This is a genomic window from Paenibacillus sp. FSL H7-0703, from assembly GCF_038003485.1.
GTDB classification, from domain to species: domain Bacteria; phylum Bacillota; class Bacilli; order Paenibacillales; family Paenibacillaceae; genus Paenibacillus; species Paenibacillus polymyxa_B.
Genome location: NZ_JBBOPF010000001.1, coordinates 3,586,283 through 3,602,628, shown reverse-complemented (window position 1 = coordinate 3,602,628; position 16,346 = coordinate 3,586,283). Strand labels below are relative to the sequence as shown.

General features: G+C 49.5%; 14 protein-coding genes. 2 read left to right on the top strand and 12 right to left on the bottom strand.

Annotated elements, in window-relative coordinates:
• Positions 1-133: 133 nt before the first annotated feature.
• From MHB46_RS15865 to MHB46_RS15850, 4 genes are all read right to left on the bottom strand, one after another.
• Positions 134-1,837, bottom strand: coding sequence for a glycerol-3-phosphate dehydrogenase/oxidase (locus MHB46_RS15865; RefSeq protein WP_341163758.1), 1,704 nt, complete (start codon positions 1,835-1,837; stop codon positions 134-136).
• A gap of 227 nt (positions 1,838-2,064) precedes the next feature.
• Positions 2,065-3,555 carry a glycerol kinase GlpK gene (gene glpK, locus MHB46_RS15860; protein ID WP_341162818.1) on the bottom strand — a complete coding sequence of 497 codons (1,491 nt, stop codon included), beginning with the start codon at positions 3,553-3,555 and terminating at the stop codon, positions 2,065-2,067.
• A gap of 57 nt (positions 3,556-3,612) precedes the next feature.
• Entirely contained in the window at positions 3,613-4,170 is a 558-nt protein-coding gene (locus MHB46_RS15855; RefSeq protein ID WP_025721809.1) for a glycerol-3-phosphate responsive antiterminator, read from the bottom strand.
• Between the two features lie 205 nt (positions 4,171-4,375).
• Complete coding sequence (locus tag MHB46_RS15850) at positions 4,376-5,329, bottom strand: alpha/beta hydrolase (protein WP_341162817.1); 954 nt, start codon at positions 5,327-5,329, stop codon at positions 4,376-4,378.
• A 267-nt stretch (positions 5,330-5,596) separates the two neighbouring features.
• Between MHB46_RS15850 and MHB46_RS15845 the strand changes: the two genes are divergently transcribed.
• Positions 5,597-6,232 carry an NAD(P)-dependent oxidoreductase gene (locus MHB46_RS15845; protein ID WP_209947693.1) on the top strand — a complete coding sequence of 212 codons (636 nt, stop codon included), beginning with the start codon at positions 5,597-5,599 and terminating at the stop codon, positions 6,230-6,232.
• A gap of 158 nt (positions 6,233-6,390) precedes the next feature.
• On the opposite strand, the gene MHB46_RS15840 is transcribed toward MHB46_RS15845, so the two are convergent.
• From MHB46_RS15840 to kduI, 8 genes are all read right to left on the bottom strand, one after another.
• A complete protein-coding gene (locus tag MHB46_RS15840; RefSeq protein WP_341162816.1) occupies positions 6,391-7,578 on the bottom strand; it encodes a cation:proton antiporter in 1,188 nt (395 codons plus the stop codon).
• A 315-nt stretch (positions 7,579-7,893) separates the two neighbouring features.
• On the bottom strand, positions 7,894-8,484 hold the full coding sequence (locus MHB46_RS15835; RefSeq protein ID WP_432421725.1) for a GNAT family N-acetyltransferase: 591 nt from the start codon (positions 8,482-8,484) through the stop codon (positions 7,894-7,896).
• Between the two features lie 62 nt (positions 8,485-8,546).
• On the bottom strand, positions 8,547-9,908 hold the full coding sequence (locus MHB46_RS15830) for an MFS transporter (protein WP_341162815.1): 1,362 nt from the start codon (positions 9,906-9,908) through the stop codon (positions 8,547-8,549).
• A 92-nt stretch (positions 9,909-10,000) separates the two neighbouring features.
• Complete coding sequence (locus MHB46_RS15825) at positions 10,001-11,152, bottom strand: winged helix-turn-helix domain-containing protein (RefSeq protein ID WP_341162814.1); 1,152 nt, start codon at positions 11,150-11,152, stop codon at positions 10,001-10,003.
• Positions 11,133-12,371 carry a CynX/NimT family MFS transporter gene (locus MHB46_RS15820; RefSeq protein ID WP_341162813.1) on the bottom strand — a complete coding sequence of 413 codons (1,239 nt, stop codon included), beginning with the start codon at positions 12,369-12,371 and terminating at the stop codon, positions 11,133-11,135. The genes MHB46_RS15825 and MHB46_RS15820 overlap by 20 nt, the downstream gene beginning before the upstream one ends.
• Positions 12,372-12,615: 244 nt before the next feature.
• Positions 12,616-13,392, bottom strand: coding sequence for a 2-dehydro-3-deoxy-D-gluconate 5-dehydrogenase KduD (gene kduD, locus MHB46_RS15815; protein WP_061831955.1), 777 nt, complete (start codon positions 13,390-13,392; stop codon positions 12,616-12,618).
• 49 nt (positions 13,393-13,441) lie between these two features.
• On the bottom strand, positions 13,442-14,086 hold the full coding sequence (locus MHB46_RS15810; RefSeq protein WP_025683172.1) for a bifunctional 2-keto-4-hydroxyglutarate aldolase/2-keto-3-deoxy-6-phosphogluconate aldolase: 645 nt from the start codon (positions 14,084-14,086) through the stop codon (positions 13,442-13,444).
• Positions 14,087-14,165: 79 nt separating this feature from the next.
• Positions 14,166-14,996 (bottom strand): 5-dehydro-4-deoxy-D-glucuronate isomerase, encoded by an 831-nt coding sequence (kduI, locus tag MHB46_RS15805; protein ID WP_061831956.1) that lies wholly within the window; start codon positions 14,994-14,996, stop codon positions 14,166-14,168.
• Between the two features lie 340 nt (positions 14,997-15,336).
• Here kduI and MHB46_RS15800 point away from each other — a divergent pair, with 340 nt between their 5' ends.
• A complete protein-coding gene (locus MHB46_RS15800) occupies positions 15,337-16,293 on the top strand; it encodes a sugar kinase (RefSeq protein ID WP_341162812.1) in 957 nt (318 codons plus the stop codon).
• Positions 16,294-16,346 lie beyond the last annotated feature (53 nt).

Sequence of the window (16,346 nt, the reverse complement as noted above, 5' to 3'; positions counted from 1 at the left end):
AAGAAGCAGCGATTCTCTTGTTATGAAGAATCGCTGCTTTTGTTTTGTAGGCCCCTTTTCCGCATAAAGCAGTGGCGAGAACGAAACGATTGTAGAGAAGCGGAGCGGTAAAGGGTACGCATCCTCGTTCCTATTAGATGGCTTTAACGTCACCGGGTTTCACCTCTGCCTCTACAGGCGTTACAGCTTCATACAGGTAAGCATCCAGCTCAGCCGTATATTGTCGTTCTTGCGCGGCGCTCCAGCCTGCATGTTCAGACATCCATGCGATGGCGGGCTGTTTCCAACGCTTCACCTCGTCAATCTGGAAGAACAGCGCACCAGTGCGACGTATGAAAAAATCAGACGGTGTCACCGTCATTTCCTTTTCCATCGCATACAGGAGCGGGACACGCACTTCCACAGGCAGCGCGGTTTCCTTCTCGCTAGCCTCCTTCATGCTCCGTGCTGCTATCGCAAACAACCACTCTGTGTTGGAGCCATAGCGAGTAGCCCATGCTCTAGCCGTTTCCGGCGACAGGCCAAGCGCAACACCTGCTGCGGTTTGCTTACCTACGTACGCGTCCCAGCCCGCCGAGCCGCCTACGCTGCCACCCGAAATCGGGATGTGTCTGGTGCGGCATGCCCGGAAGCTCTGCCCATGCAAGCGCCCCAGCTTCCGCACCGCACGATCCACGACGAGTTCGGACATTTTCCGGTAGCCCGTCAGCTTGCCGCCTGCAATCGTGATCAGACCTGAGCGGGATTCCCAAATTTCGTCCTTACGTGAAATTTCTGAAGGGCTTTTACCGTCTTCATAAATGAGCGGCCGTACCCCTGCCCAACTGGATTCTACATCCGTAACAGTCAGCTTCACATCTGGGAACATTCCGTTGATCGCTTGAAGCACATATGCCCGATCTTCGGCGGTCATCCGGGGATGCGCCGTATCCCCCTCATACACCGTGTCGGTCGTACCTGCATAGGTTTTTCCATCACGCGGGATGGCAAATACCATACGTCCATCCGGTGTATCGAAGTACACTGCCTGTTTGAGCGGAAAGCGCTCAACATCGAACACCAAGTGAATACCCTTCGTCAGGCGTAGTACCTTACCCTCCTTGGAGCGATCCATTTCCCGCAACGTGTCTACCCATGGTCCAGCTGCATTAATAACCAGCGAAGCTCGAATTTCGTATGGTTTTCCCGTTACCCGGTCCGTTACGATTGCACCGCTTATTCGTCCTTCGTCATACAGCAGCTTGTCAGCCTTGGCATAGTTCACCGCCAGCGCCCCTCGTGTAACAGCTTCCTTCATGACCTCAATCGTCAGGCGAGCGTCATCTGTACGGTACTCCACATAGCTACCGCTTCCCTTCAGTCCATCACGCTTCAACAAAGGCTCGCGCTCTAGCGTAGCCTGGATGTCCAGCATCCGACGGCGCTCACTACGCTTAACACCAGCAAGGAAATCATATACTAGCAGCCCGACAGAGGTGGTGAATGCGTTAAACGTGCCGCCCTTGTGAAAAGGAAGCAGCATACGCTCCGGTATGGTCACATGTGGGCCATTTTCGAATACGATGGCCCGCTCCTTCCCAACCTCGGCTACCATCTTAACTTCAAACTGCTTCAAATAACGAAGACCACCATGCACTAGCTTGGTCGAGCGGCTGGACGTACCTGCTGCGAAATCCTGCATCTCCACCAGTGCTGTCTTCAAACCACGATCCGCCGCATCCAGCGCAATCCCCGCCCCTGTAATGCCGCCGCCAATAATTAAAATATCAAAATGCTCATCTCCCATACGTTCCAAAACAGCGGTTCTCTCCTGCGCAGCAAATCCCTGTTCTCCCATCATGTATCCCTCCAGCTTTGTATATATTCACGATGCAATCTGCCAACCGAATCATCATAAGGTACAAAAAAAGACCACGAACATCGCTGCGGCGGATGCCGAGCGGTTCATGGTCTCTCCAAGTCTCCTGACGAGTATTAACTTATCTATATCGTAGCACACACAGTACGCTATGAAAAGGGAAATCTGCCTGTTGCCAGATGGCTGCCTTCTACCTAAAACTATCTCTACTTGAACGCCATTGCGGCATGAACTGCCTTTTTCCAGCCACCATAAAGCTCAGTCCGCACGTCCTCACTCATGGACGGAGTAAAGGTATGATCACTCTGAGCATATCCCCGGACTTCATCCAGACTGCTCCAAAACCCAACTGCCAGTCCCGCTAAATACGCCGCACCGAGTGCAGTTGTCTCGTTCACAGCAGGTCGTTCTACGGGCAAATCGAGAATATCGCTCTGGAACTGCATCAGGAACTCGTTCATCACAGCACCTCCATCTACACGCAATGAACGCACAGGTACACCCGAATCGCTCGCCATGGCAGTTAGGACATCTTTAGTCTGGTAGGCCAGCGATTCCAGTGCCGCTCGTATAAAGTGCTCCTTGGTCGTTCCCCGCGTCAAACCAAATGTCGCGCCGCGCACGTCACTGTCCCAATACGGGCTGCCCAGCCCCACAAAGGCCGGGACAAAATATACCCCCTCCGTCGAGGTCACACGCGCCGCATACGCTTCACTATCTTTGGCTTCACGGAACATACGCAACCCGTCACGCAACCACTGAATAGCAGACCCAGCTACAAAAATGCTGCCCTCCAGCGCATACTTTACATGACCGTTCAGCCCCCATGCAATGGTCGTAATCAGTCCATGTTCCGAGTCACAGGGTTCATCTCCCGTGTTCATCAGCATAAAGCATCCCGTACCGTAAGTATTTTTAATCATGCCCTTGTCAAAGCATCCCTGACCGAACAGAGCTGCTTGCTGATCACCCGCCGCTCCGGCAATAGGAATTTCCTGCCCAAAAAAGTGATAATCCACCGTATGCGCATATATCTCAGAAGATGATTTCACCTCTGGTAGCATAGACGCAGGAACGCCGAGAATATCCAGCAGCTCCTCATCCCATTTTAGCTCATATATGTTGTACATGAGTGTGCGGGCCGCATTGGAGTAGTCCGTTACATGTGCTTTACCACCGGACAATCTCCAGATTAGCCAGGTATCAATCGTACCAAACAGCAAATCCCCACGCTCCGCTTGAGCTCGTGCCCCTTCGACGTTGTCGAGTATCCATTTGACCTTGGTGCCAGAAAAGTAGGGATCAATGAGTAGCCCCGTTTTGCTATGAAAAATATGATCAAATCCACGGCTTTTCAATTCCTCGCAGATCCCGGCTGTTTGCCGTGACTGCCATACCAGTGCATGATATACAGGCAGACCCGTATGTTTATCCCACACCACTACGGTTTCCCGTTGATTCGTAATACCAATCCCGGCAATTTGGCTGGCTTTCACACCTGATTCCGACAAGCAGGAGGCGATGACGGCCAAAATAGAGCTCCATATCTCATTTGCGTTTTGCTCTACCCACCCCGGCTGGGGAAAATACTGTGGGAACTCCCGTTGTGCCTTGTATACCACTTTTCCCTGCCGATCAAACAAGATGGCCCGCGAACTGGTTGTGCCCTGATCCAAGGCAAGAATGTATTGCTCCATCGTTTTCCAGCCTCCTTGCATATTTATGTATGGTTGCCCACTTGATTTAAATAAAAGCTATTGCTTATAATGCTCGAACAGTTGTTTATTGGAGGTCGTAACTGCTGTGGCTCCCGCAGCCAACGCCGCTTCCACATCCTCAGGGGTGCGAATAAGTCCGCCCGCCAAAATAGGAATGCCCGTGCGTTCGCTAACTTCCTTAATCATCGGTGGAACAACACCGGGCAGCACCTCAATATAATCAGGTCGTGTTTTTTCCACCAGCGCGTAGCTTTTTTCCAGCGCAATCGTATCGAGCAGGAACACCCGCTGTACAGCAAGAATCCCCTTCTTTTTAGCGGTTGCAATCACCCCGGATCGGGTCGAAATAATCCCAAACGGCTTAATTTCCTGACACAAATATTCAGCCGCATACTCGTCATTCTTCAAGCCTTGCACCAGGTCGGCATGCAGAAGCATTTGCTTGTTGCGACTTCTAGCCATCTGGTACAGGTTGCGCAGCTGCGCTACATGCGTATCCAGAAAAACCGCATATTCATAAGAACTGTCCAAAATACCCTCCAGCTGCTTCATATGCTTAGCTGCAGGTAGAATGCGTTGCCCCTGAAATGGCATGAATATCCCCCTTAGGCTGAATGTCAGTCAAACTCGTTCAAATTTTATATTATCACTCTGTTCGACGAACGTGAAGCGGTTTCATTGCAGATATGTATAAAGGCTGCCTTCCCTGCAATAGATGTCAGCAGGAAGAAGACAGCCTAATCGTTCAAAGAACTGGATCAAATCACACGACGGCACCCTTAAAACGCTCTATAGTGTACTAGCCCTCAAACCCTTGGCGCAGCCATGAGGTAGCGAGCGTGATCGCACCGCGCTTGGCCGCGGTTTCCGACAATGGGTTCAGCATCACAAAGTCGTGGATGATGCCCTGAAAGCGTGCAGCGGTTACCTCTACCCCTGCTTCACGCAGCTTGTTCGCATAGGCCTCACCTTCATCGCGCAGCACATCGGCCTCGCCTGTAATGACCAGCGCACGCGGTAGCCCTTTGAGCTGTTCTCTGGTGGCACGTAATGGGGAAGCCGTGATCTGCGCTCGTTCATTGGGATCTGTCGTATATTGATCCCAAAACCATTGCATTCCTTCGCGGCTCAGGAAATATCCTGTGGCGAACTCCTGGTAGGATTCCGTGTCAAAGGAAGCGTCCGTCACCGGATAAAATAACAACTGCTGCCGGATGGAAGGACCACTGCGTTCTTTGGCCAGCAGCGTTACGGCCGCGGTCATGTTACCGCCGACACTGTCTCCGGCTATCGTCAGCGTATCGGGCTTCAGTCCATGCTCGCGCCCATGCTGTGCCACCCATTGAACGACCGCGTAAATTTCCTCAATCGCCGTCGGATATTTAGCTTCAGGTGACAAGCTGTATTCCGGGAATACAACGGCTGCCTGTGAGCCGACTGCCAATTCACGAATCAGACGATCATGCGTGTGGGCATTACCGAATACCCAGCCTGCTCCGTGAATATATACAATGACCGGCAGATCGCTTGTCACTTGTTGTGGACGAACAATTCTGACCTTTACCTCACCGCCAGGCCCACCTGGAATAGTTAAATCTTCTACATCTGCGGCAGGTTTGTCTGCTGGACCGGATTGAACCTCATTGACCGTTTCACGTCCTTTTTCAGGACCCAAATCATATAGAAACGGAGGCTTGGCATTATCGTCTGCAAATTTCTGTGCTGCGGGTTCAAGCTGTACTTTTTTACTCATATCGGTTCACTCTTCCTTTCTTATCTGTGGTCTACATATATCCAATATGGCTTAAGTTTGCTCATTCAGTTTCACCTTATATATTTAAACGAGTTCCTCTCTTTCCAATCGGAGGACTTTAGTTTGCCCAACAGAAGAGCTTGACTTTTATTTTATATTGTAACTATAATAGTTACATATTAAAGTTCGTAAATGCACTGGGTACACTTACGATCAAACGAATGAATCATCCATCATCCACATCATATTTATAGGAGGCTATCTATTATGAAAATTGCAGTTATTGGTGCAACCGGTAAAGCAGGAAGTAATATCGTAAAAGAAGCATTAGACAGAGGGCATGAAGTAACCGCCATCGTCCGTGACTCGGCTAAAGTTACAGAAAATCGTGCTACTGTAGTACAAAAAGACGTTTTTGATCTGAAAACAGATGATCTGAAAGGCTTTGACGTAGTCGTTAATGCATTTGCCGCTCCACTCGGACAAGAGCATCTGCATGTCGATGCAGGTAACGTACTAATTGAAGGTCTGCGTAATGTATCCGGTACTCGCCTGATTGTCGTAGGTGGTGCAGGCAGCTTGTTCACTGACGAATCCCAAACACTTTTGGTAAAAGATGCTCCCGGCTTCCCTGATTTCGTATATCCAACAGCAAATAACCAAGGAAAAAACCTGGAAATTTTGCGTGGTACCAGCGACCTGAACTGGACTTTCATTAGTCCTTCTGCGGAATTTGCTCTGGGTAAACGCACAGGCTCTTACCAAGTGGGAAAAGACACGCTGTTGGTTAATTCCAAAGGTGCAAGCTATGTCAGCTACGAAGATTATGCAGTTGCCGTAGTGGACGAAATCGAAAAACCACAACATCTGAACCAACGTTTCACTGTCGTATCTGAGTCCTAATTACTGTATTCTCGCAGCACATTTAGCATAAAAAAGACCCTTCGCCCATTTTCTCATGCTGCATGGAAAGTCCGCTTTACTCTAAATCAGACTTTCCATGCACGCTATGAGAAGCTGTACCCGAAGGGTCTTTTTGTTATGACCTGTTGAAGCTCTCGTTATGACTTGTCAATGCTGGCCTTCTTTTCTGTATCGTGAGCGGAAGTCTCCCTCTTATCGCTAAAACACAGCTTGAGGATCGGAGGCGAAGCCAAGGTCGTCAGAATGATGGCAATGATCACCGATGTAAAATATTGCTGTGCCAACAGACCCGACTGTAGACCGGTAGCTGCGATAATAAGTGCAACCTCGCCGCGAGATATCATCCCGGAGCCGATCGCGAGGGCAGAACGGTTATCGAAGCCCGTCAGCCGCGCCCCGAGTCCTCCCCCGATTAGCTTTGTCACCAGCGCAATCAGTGTCAAAACAACAACAAATCCGAGCTGCTGTCCTACTCCCTCAAAGGAAACATTTAATCCGATGCTGACAAAAAATACAGGAACAAAGATGGAATAAGCGATGGGCTCCACCTTTTCTTCTACGACGTGCTTAAAGCTGGTTTGTGCAATGGCAATCCCGGCCGCAAAGGCTCCGATAATCCCTGCCATCCCCAACATATCCGCAAAATACGCAAACCCAAAGCAAATAATCAAAGCAGTCGTGATGACTGCTTCAGTCACCTTGAGTGGAGCAAGTATTTTCATAAGCCATGGAACAACGAACCAGCCCCCTAGAATAGCTACGACGAAGAAAACTAGCTTTTTGCCAACAAGAAGCCCCAGCGAAGTTTCTCCACCCATACCGAATATACTCATTACTACCGCTAGCAGCACCACGACAAGCACATCATCCAGCACTGCCGCACCCAAAATGGTCGAGCCTTCCCGGGTATTCAGCTTATTCATATCCTTGAGTACCTGTACCGTAATGCTTACCGAGGTAGCACTCAGAATAATTCCTAGAAACCAGCCTTCATGCACCGAGAATCCAAAGGCTTCCCCTACACCAAAACCGCAAATTAGCGGTAAAATAATACCTCCAACCGCCACAGCTACCGCAGGCTTCCAGTTACGTCGAAGTTGATCCAGGTCCGTCTCCAGTCCAGCAATGAACATCAGCAGCAGCACGCCGATTTCAGACATATTATGTATCAGCGAATCATTCTGAAGCCATCCTAATACGGCTGGACCCAGGACAATTCCTGCGATCAGCTTTCCCAACACCGCTGGTTGACCGAGCTTGACAGACAAATGACCCGCGACTTTTGTGAACAGTAGAATCAGCAGAAGATATAGTATAAATTGCATAGGCTGATAACCTCCTTTTATTTAATCCTTGAACTCATCTGCGCATAACCCACAATATTGAAGAAAACTGATAATCATAAAATGCTAAACAAACGTGCAAAATATGTGTCCGACCTTAAACAAACTGCTCGCAAAATAAAAAGGGAAACCCGAAATACAGCACAGGTTCCCCTAAAAAAGACATAAAGGAGCCTTGGTGACAGGCTCCTCCGGTAAGTTCATATATTCATTTGATGTTGTCGATCATACTTGCGCAAACAAGCAATTTTATCTTTTAATTATATCTCTTCTGCAAACCCGTGTAAACGTGTTGAATCAATTTTCTGCTTTTTTCACATAGCGGTCACGGTATTCGTGGTCCAGCATACTCATCAGAATCGAATCATGGTATTCATAATTGTAGAATAAAGCATCCCGCTGCACACCTTCGCGCTGAAAGCCTACTTTCTCATAGCAACGAATGGCGCGTTCATTAAAATCAAATACATTCAGCTCAATCCGATGCAGATTACAGATACCGAATCCGTAACCCAGCATGAGTACAAGCGCTTCGGTACCGTAGCCTTTCCCCTGATTTCCCTGCTCATTGATCGCAATACGGATGTTGGCACTGCGGTTCAGGCTGTCCATATCCTGCAGGGCTATATCCCCAATGACACGATCATCTTCGCGAAGCGCAATCAACAGCAGCAAGCTTGAGGCATCCTGTCCTTTAGCTTCAATATAACGCGCAATTTGATCCTTGGTAAAGCTGCGTTGTGTGCCTGTCAACCTCCGCACATCCTGATGGAACAATGTATTATAGTATAGCTCGGTGTCCTCTACGTTAACGGGACGCAAGTACACCCGTGATCCTTCAAGTAACCGTGCCACAGACTCTGAGGCTGAAGTTTGTTGAGTCATCATGATCTCTCCCATGCTAAAAATATAAATGACGAAAATCAAAGCAAATTATTGCGCAAGTTCGACTACGCAAGGTCTGCATTTTGCTCCGTAGTCAGGCTAGAATCAGCGAGGGACTCGCGCCAAATTACGGATTGAAGCAGCAGGCCTGCCAAACCCAAGATTCCAACAGTCATCCCGATCCAGACAAAAGCCGTTCCCGCCCCTGCTATTCGGATCAATACTCCCCCCGCAAGCGGGGAAACGACCATGATTGCTCCAATCACGGTACTTTGGATACCAAAGACGCGCCCCACCATATCAGCAGGGGTTTTGGCTTGTAATATATAATTTTGGGTGATAATGTACAGGCCGTTGCCCACGCCCAGCACGGCCCCGATCATAAGCAGTACGGGCAATCCTGTTCCGGGTTGTGCCCAGCCTAAAGCAGCAATAGCTCCGCCAACCAGCACATATCCACCACCGAGCCCCCAGCCTGCGCTTATGCGATTCAAGCGATTAAGCACAAGCATGCAGCCGACGGCGCCAGCACCAATGGCTGAAACCAGCCAGCCAAGCAGTGATTCATTACCCGGAGCGAGCACTCGCAGCAATGTAGGGAACTGGTAGTCGATCATGAGAATGGCGATCAAGCCGAAAAGTCCGAATATAAGCGTATGCAAAAGCATTCGACTGCGCCATAAGAACGCCCAGCCCTCACGCCATTGGTTGAAAAAACGAGATGCGCGGACATGCTCCTCCTGCATTTTGTCTTCATCAGCCTCAGGCGCTGTATGCGCAGCCGACTTTCCTTGCTGCCCGGCTGCAACAGCTTGTTGGTCTGTGCTGACCAGCGTGGGACCGATTCCCCGCAACGGCCACAGCAGCAGGCCGGAACAGAGACGCAGCAATGCATTGAGAATAATGCATGCCTGAGGGGACAACACAGTCAAGGTCATAGCGCCCAGTAATGGCCCCGCCACTTTGGAGGCCTGATTGACCAGCCCATTCAGCGAGGTCGCCCGAAACAGGTCGTCGCTGGCGACTACCGCACGGGTTAAGCCTTGCTGTGAAGGCATTTGGAATACGCCAGCCGCCGCGCGCAGACCGAGCAAAGGCAGCAGCCACGCCGGGCCCGGGACGGCGAGGATCGCCAGCGTCAATAAGGCGATAGCTGCATCGCAGACGATCATCAGCCGGGCCTTGTGTACCCGGTCGGCTAACGTGCCCGCGATGGAACCCAGCAGCAGACCCGGTAGGGCCATCACTACCGGAATCAGCGCAATCATCATAGGGTCGGCTTCCCAGCGATAGGCAACAAGCACCTGAATGGCGATAGCATCAAACCAATCGCCAAAGGAGGCAGCCGTGTGCGCCGCAAACATCCGCCGAAAACGGCCATTGCGCCAAATGCTAGGCGTGGATTGCAGTTCTTTCTTTTCCTTCATTATCTACTCACCCTGCTCTCATTTTCAGCTTCTTTAGCAATAAGAACATTCTAGCGGGTCTATATCAGAGGAAAATCAGACAGCTAAAAACATCAGACGACAGAAAGTGTTTGCTCCAACCAGTGCCTTAGCGCCTGACGATGCAGTGTTAAACTGTTGTCCCGGTCAAGCCGATCATATTGAGCCGCATATTTCTCTTCCAGCGTGGGATAGGTGCCACAGAGCTTCAAAAAACCGCGGATTTGGCAGACCGCCTTGATTTTTAGCAATTCCTGTTTAGCCATATCAAGGGTGTCCAGCCCTTCATCCATGAGCCGCTCGGCGTTGTTCACATCTCCAGTACGTAAAAGCATAAGTCCGCGCATCATGCGATAACGGCCCAATTCACGCAAATACGGAGCCTCCGACAGCAAGCCTTCCAGACGATCAGACAGTTCCGCAGCCTTTTCCATATGATCGGAAACCAGATGCATGTACATCTCCATCAGTGCAACAGGCATCACAAATTTATCGAGATTATCCCGTTCCATTACCCTCAAGGTTAGTGGTAGACCTTCCTGTGCGCGTTCAGGTTCTCCATTTTCCACATAAGCCTCCAAGATGTTGAGAATGCGTAATTCCCGTTCCTGTTCACTGGACAGCAGCCTGCTGGAAAGCGCACACTCACATAGAGCAATCCCCTCGTCCGTTACCCCTGCTGTGCCCGTAAATAGCAGCAACATCCAATACAATCGGTCTACGGGGGCAAAGTCCTCCCGCTTCAAGAACCAAGCCACATCCGCCTGTACAAAATGGGTATACATTTGATAAAAGGCGGACATTTGAAAACCCATCTGCTCCTGCTGGGCAGCCAGCGCTACGATGGAATTTCCCTGCCCCAATAGCTGGTATTTCCGGAATAGTCCATGTACAGCGTCCTGCACCTCCTGATCGTGCAAGGACGGATGATTCTGTGGCTGCACGTCAGTCAAGGTCAAGCTGTAGCCATACCCTCTAACCGTATGAATACGGAGCCCATCCCATGACTTAAGTTTTTTGCGCAATCTGTAGATATGATCATCCACCGTACGTTCCACCGGATACTCCAGCGGCCACACACGATCCAGCAGTTGTTCCCGGGTGAACACCTGATTCCGGTTATCGTACAGAAAGCGCAACAGCGCAAATTCTTTAGCCAACAACATAACACGATCTGCATTACAGACCACACTGTAGCCATCTGCATCAAATTGTAGCCTGATCATCCACCTCGCCTCCGACATATCGTTTCTTGGCTGCACCCAGCCCTATAAACATAAGCAACACACTCAGACACAAGAGCAGCAGCAGCGGGATTGTCCAGCCTTGCGTCGCATCATGCAGATAACCGAACAGCGTCGGTCCTGTTGCTGCTAACAGATAACCAAAAGATTGCGCCATACCAGACAGCTCTGCTGCCTGCTGCGGTGTCCGCGTCCGCAAATTAAAGAACATCATCACTAACGGGAAAGCAAAACCACCCGCTATACCGATACAAATAACCCAAATCACACTCCACTGTGTAGCTCCAAGCAAAAATCCACCCAGACCGATAAAATACAGGGCAGCCATAATCAGAACCAACACCCGTTGATCCTTCACCCGTGCCGCCCAAATAGGCACAATAAAGGTAAATGGCATTTGCGAAAACTGCAGCACGGACAGCATCCATCCCGCAGTCTCTGAATCCATTCCCTGTCCGCTCATCATTTCGGGAAACCAAGCGGCAGGAACATAGAACAAGGCAGATTGCAGCCCCATAAACAGCGTCACCTTCCAAGCCAAAGACGATGTATATACATTCACGGTTCGGGCAGACACTCCCGCTTTATTGGCTGTTTTGCGCGCCTTAAGGAGCTGGGGCACCCAGAGTAAAATACCTACGACACCCACAATCGCCCATATTCCCAAAGCACCTCGCCAGCCCATACCTCCATTCAAAGCCAGCGGTATACTCAGCCCGGATGCTGTTGCAGCGACCACGTTCATAGATACTGAGTATACGCCGGTCATCAGTCCGCTGTTGCGAGGAAACTCCTCTTTGATCAGACTGGGCAGCAACACATTACACACGGCAATAGCCAGTCCCAGCATGGCGGTCCCGACAAATAATGCGGTCACCCCCAGCGTTGAGCGCACCACAATACCTGCGGTCAATAGCAGCAAGGCTGCAAAAATAATAAGAGACGACCCGAAGCGGCGCGACAGTTTGGCTACAAAAGGCGACAACAGGGCAAAAGCCAGCAGCGGCAATGTCGTTAATAGGCCACTCAGTGTATTCGAAATATGCAAAGAATCCTTAATCAAACCGATAAGAGGTCCTACCGAGGTAATCGAGGCGCGCAGATTGGCACCTACCAAAATGATCCCTACGGCAAGCACCCAAGGACCGGCATGCCACAAAGATTTGTATACCAAAGCTCGTTGGTGTTGCTGTGAACTCATCTCTCCATTCTCCAATCTATCTGTGTTATGCTCAAAGGCTCCAACCAAGTGTACGGCTGGAGCCTAGCAATTTTTATCTCATTAAATTATAAAGGCATTCGTGCCATATGCATAGGACGGATCGAAACAGCGCTCCAAGTCTTCAAGTTCAGCATATAGCTTCATTAAAAAAAAAGCTGCCTGAAAGGATAGTTTCCTTTTGAGGCAGCTTTCAGTTCATAAACTTCGATGCGACCAGCGCTGCTTAACGTACCAGCCAGCCGCCGTCCACCGCCAAGATATGACCGTTCATGTAGTCGGAACCCTGACTGGCGAGGAAAACCACAACTCCCATCAAATCAGACGGATCGCCCCAACGACCCGCAGGAATACGCGACAAGATTTCTTGATTGCGACTTTCATCCGCACGGATTGGAGCTGTATTTGCCGTAGCAATATAACCCGGTGCAATCGCATTAATCTGAACGTTATGAACTGCCAGCTCGTTCGCAAATGCCTTGGTCAAACCAGCTACCGCATGCTTGCTCGCTGTATACGGTGGAACGAACTTGCCACCCTGAAAAGCAAGCATAGAAGCGACATTGATAATCTTCCCGCTTTTTTGCTCTACCATCACCTTTGCCACTTCCTGGCTCAGGTGATATACGGCATTCAGGTTAATCTCCATGACAGCGTCCCAATCCTCATCTTTATACTCCAGCAGAGGGGCGCGACGAATCGTACCTGCATTGTTTACAAGGATATCAATTTTACCGAATTCATTGACGCATTCTTCTACAATTTTTTTAATGGATTCTTTCTCTGTCAGATCAGCCTGATAAAAGGCAACCTTCACACCCGTCGGCTCCAGCAAACGTCTTGTTTCTTCATATTCATCATTGTTAGCTACAATGAACAGATTTGCACCTGCTTTGGCCAAAGCTACGGAATATCCTTGACCCAAACCAGTGTTGCCTCCTGTTACAATCGCCGTTTTACCTTTTAGACTGAAAAAATCCAATGAAAAATTGTCCAGACCCATGCCTACGCCTCCATCACAAATTAGTATAAAAACCTATAATTCCTGAAGCCTATAGCGCTGCGCGTACTTCCTTATATTTAGCTACATAACGTGCTGCATTTTCTGTGATCAAGTCGTAGCGACCTTCCTTGGCTGGAGCCGTCAAATTACCCCCAATTCCCACGGCTACACATCCGTTACGCAGCCAGGTTTCCATATTGTCCAGATCAACGCCACCAGTTGGCATAATCTGTACATGAGGCATTGGACCTCTGACAGCCTTCACAAAGTCCGCCCCCATTGCACTGCCTGGGAACAACTTCACGACATCGCTACCCAATTTCATGGCTTCCTTGATCTCATTCAGCGTCATACAGCCGGGCATATAAGGAATCGCGTACAAATTGCATAGCTTCGCTGTTTCTTCTTCAAAAGAAGGACTCACGACAAACTCTGCTCCGGCTAGAATAGCAATTCTTGCCGTCAGTGACTCCAGTACCGTTCCTGCACCAATCACTGCCCGATCCTTAAATTCGTCTCTCAATCTTCGAATGACCTGATCCGCATCCGGCGTCGTAAACGTAAGCTCAATATTATCCAAGCCGCCTTCAATGCAGGCTTTAGACATTAGATATGCTTCCTCCGCCGTGTTTCCCCGAATGACTGCGACGACACCTACTGAAGTGATATGTTCCAAAACTTTCTTTTTCGTCATGTTCCTGATCCTTTCCACGAATGGGATGACCATGTACCCTCAGCCACTTGCAGGTTCACGCCCCAATACACTAATTGGATTAACGCAACTCGCTCATGGCAACCTGGTCCATGTCTTTGTATGTTTTATTTTCACCGGCCATGCCCCAAATGAAGGTATAGCTACCCGTAGCCGCACCGCAGTGGATAGACCAAGGTGGAGAAATAACGGCTTCATCATTTTTCATCACCAGATGGCGCGTTTCGTTCGGTTCACCCATCAGGTGGAACATTCTCGCATTCTCATCCAGTTCAAAGTAGAAATACACTTCCATACGACGGTCATGAACATGTGTCGGCATGGAGTTCCACACACTGCCGTTCTCCAACGTCGTCATCCCCATAACCAATTGGCAACTTTGAATGCCTTCATCATGGATAAAGCGACGCAACGTACGGTTGTTGGCTGTTTCCTGCGAACCCAGACTTTCAGACGGTACATCGGCAAAAGACTGCTTCGTCGTCGGATACGTGGTATGAGCCAGGGCCGAAACGATATAAAATTTCGCAGGCTTTTCACTGGAATCGCTTTCAAAGATCAACTCCTTGCCCCCTCTGCCTACATAGAGACAGTCTTTTGTGGCCAGCTCGTAAGTTTCACCGTCCACCTTGACCGTACCGCTGCCGCCGACATTAAAAATGCCCAGTTCGCGGCGCTCCAGGAAAGTTTCTGCTTTGATTTGATCGTTACCTTCCAGCGCAACAGATTTATTCACGGGATAAATGCCCCCGATAATGACACGATCTTCATGCGTATAGACCAGCTTTACCTCCTCAGGTACAAACAGTTCCTGGATCAAATAGTGCTGACGCAACTCTTCAGTCGTAAAATGCTTGGCATGTTCGGGATGAGTTGAATAACGCATTTCCATAAAAACATTCCTCCTGTTTAGATAAACTTTTTTATCGACGGAATTGTTATAAAAGCGGTTTCTAACTCTACTTCTTAGCTAGAATTGTAATAATTATCTAAGAGGGTGTCAACCCAAAACTTCACTATTCCTAGAAAAACCCTTAGTACATACGAAGTTTTACACACTTTTTACCTTTTGATAAACAAAACCACATTTTTTTATCTATATTACCTAAAAAGTTTTTAGCCAATATATCAACTTCATCATTGTGAAAAACCGATTTATGTGATAATTTCAATTTATTAAGTTGGTGCATGCGCTTACAGATTAAGTTTACTAAACATAAGGAGGAATACAAATGACCGCAACATTGGATGCTGTTACCTTCGGAGAACCGATGGCCATGTTTTATGCCAATGAAGCAGGCTCTCTGGATGAGGTGCGTTCATTCACCAAAGCGTTGGCCGGGGCAGAGACGAATGTTTCAGCCGGTTTGGCGCGTTTGGGTCTACGGGCGGGACTCGTGACTAAACTCGGCGAGGATACGTTCGGCAAATTCATTGCCAGTGCGCTACGTCAGGAAGGGATCGACACACAGAACGTCATGTTTACCAAAGACCACTCTACCGGGATGCTGATTAAATCCAAAGTTACAATTGGGGACCCCGAGGTGGAATATTTCCGCAAACATTCCGCCGCTTCTACATTAAGCATCGCTGATTTTAACGAGGCTTACTTTTCCGGAGCTCGCCATCTGCATTTTACAGGTATTTCTGTCGCCCTCTCCTCTGAGTGCCGTGATTTCGCACGTCATGCGCGGCAATTTATGAAAAAGGCTGGCAAAACCGTATCCTTTGATCCGAACCTCAGACCTAAGTTATGGCCTGACACGAAAACGATGGTGGAGGCGATTAATGAGGCATCTGAGGGGTGCGACTGGCTTCTACCCGGGATTCATGAAGGTAAAATATTAACAGGCTACACCTCACCGGAGGATATAGCTTCGTTCTACCTCGATCGCGGCACCTCGCTGGTCATCATCAAGCTGGGAACCGAAGGCGCATATTACAAATCCGCAGATGCTGAGGGATACGTCAAACGCTTCCGCGTAGAGCATGTCGTGGATACCGTCGGTGCCGGTGACGGATTTGCCGCAGGCGTTATCAGCGCGCTGCTGGAGGGCTTGCCCCTGGCAGAAGCAGTCAAACGCGGGAATGCCCTCGGCGCACTGGCCGTCATGTCAGCCGGAGATATGGACGGCTATCCGACACGAGCCGAGCTGGAATCCTTTTTGCTCAGTGCCAGCACGAATTAGTCCGGGTTTATTCCCCGCATAACCTTCACCGCTATAAGCGCAAGCTCAACAAG

What these genes read in the sequence shown, in the direction of transcription:
- MHB46_RS15865 (WP_341163758.1), bottom strand. Translation starts at nt 1,837, where the DNA reads ATGGGAGAACAGGGATTTGCTGCGCAGGAGAGAACCGCTGTTTTGGAA.
- kduD (WP_061831955.1), bottom strand. Translation starts at nt 13,392, where the DNA reads ATGGGTCTGGACAATTTTTCATTGGATTTTTTCAGTCTAAAAGGTAAA.
- kduI (WP_061831956.1), bottom strand. Translation starts at nt 14,996, where the DNA reads ATGGAAATGCGTTATTCAACTCATCCCGAACATGCCAAGCATTTTACG.
- MHB46_RS15855 (WP_025721809.1), bottom strand. Translation starts at nt 4,170, where the DNA reads ATGCCATTTCAGGGGCAACGCATTCTACCTGCAGCTAAGCATATGAAG.
- MHB46_RS15820 (WP_341162813.1), bottom strand. Translation starts at nt 12,371, where the DNA reads ATGAGTTCACAGCAACACCAACGAGCTTTGGTATACAAATCTTTGTGG.
- MHB46_RS15800 (WP_341162812.1), top strand. Translation starts at nt 15,337, where the DNA reads ATGACCGCAACATTGGATGCTGTTACCTTCGGAGAACCGATGGCCATG.
- MHB46_RS15830 (WP_341162815.1), bottom strand. Translation starts at nt 9,908, where the DNA reads ATGAAGGAAAAGAAAGAACTGCAATCCACGCCTAGCATTTGGCGCAAT.
- MHB46_RS15810 (WP_025683172.1), bottom strand. Translation starts at nt 14,086, where the DNA reads ATGACGAAAAAGAAAGTTTTGGAACATATCACTTCAGTAGGTGTCGTC.
- MHB46_RS15845 (WP_209947693.1), top strand. Translation starts at nt 5,597, where the DNA reads ATGAAAATTGCAGTTATTGGTGCAACCGGTAAAGCAGGAAGTAATATC.
- MHB46_RS15835 (WP_432421725.1), bottom strand. Translation starts at nt 8,484, where the DNA reads ATGATGACTCAACAAACTTCAGCCTCAGAGTCTGTGGCACGGTTACTT.
- MHB46_RS15850 (WP_341162817.1), bottom strand. Translation starts at nt 5,329, where the DNA reads ATGAGTAAAAAAGTACAGCTTGAACCCGCAGCACAGAAATTTGCAGAC.
- MHB46_RS15840 (WP_341162816.1), bottom strand. Translation starts at nt 7,578, where the DNA reads ATGCAATTTATACTATATCTTCTGCTGATTCTACTGTTCACAAAAGTC.
- glpK (WP_341162818.1), bottom strand. Translation starts at nt 3,555, where the DNA reads ATGGAGCAATACATTCTTGCCTTGGATCAGGGCACAACCAGTTCGCGG.
- MHB46_RS15825 (WP_341162814.1), bottom strand. Translation starts at nt 11,152, where the DNA reads ATGATCAGGCTACAATTTGATGCAGATGGCTACAGTGTGGTCTGTAAT.